Origin of the sequence: Helicobacter didelphidarum (genome assembly GCF_003364195.1) — a bacterium.
In the GTDB taxonomy this organism is placed as follows: domain Bacteria; phylum Campylobacterota; class Campylobacteria; order Campylobacterales; family Helicobacteraceae; genus Helicobacter_A; species Helicobacter_A didelphidarum.
Map to the genome: position 1 here is coordinate 1 of NZ_NXLQ01000198.1, position 541 is coordinate 541.

1 pseudogene is annotated in these 541 nt (G+C 31.8%); it reads left to right on the forward strand.

Annotated features, from left to right (window positions below):
- A pseudogene (locus CQA53_RS12985) lies at positions 1-541 on the forward strand (hypothetical protein); the annotation flags it as partial.

The following is a 541-nucleotide window of genomic DNA, read 5'->3' on the forward strand; positions in this document are numbered from 1 at the left end:
CCTTTCACAAAAGCTTGTTTATCAAGTAAAGATAAAACACTAGCCAACGACCCTAAGAATGTCTCCCCTACCGATACTCTCTCCCTTCGCACTCAAAACTTTGTTAATCGCTATGAATTAGTCCATCATATCCCAGATATTGCCTCACTAGATACACTCTTAGCATTTCTTACAGGATATAGTGCTACGCTATTTTATGACACAGACAACAAAAACTATATCTTAGCCTTTCGTGGAACAGAGATGTTAGTAAGAGACACTATAAAAACAGATTTATTTGTAGCATTAGGAGTAGGAATAGACCAAATTATAGCAATGGAAACACTTGCAAATAGACTTTTTAAGAGTATTTATATCCACCACAAAGAAAAAGAAAAAGAGAAAGAACTAGATTCCAACAAGCTACCTACTTATAAAACATATAAGGAAATTAAACAACTAATAAAAAACGAGTTACAACAAATCAATGATAATACAAAGGATTCAAATAAAACACAAGACTTTATCACTCTTTTTAAATCTTTAAATATCAAAATCATTG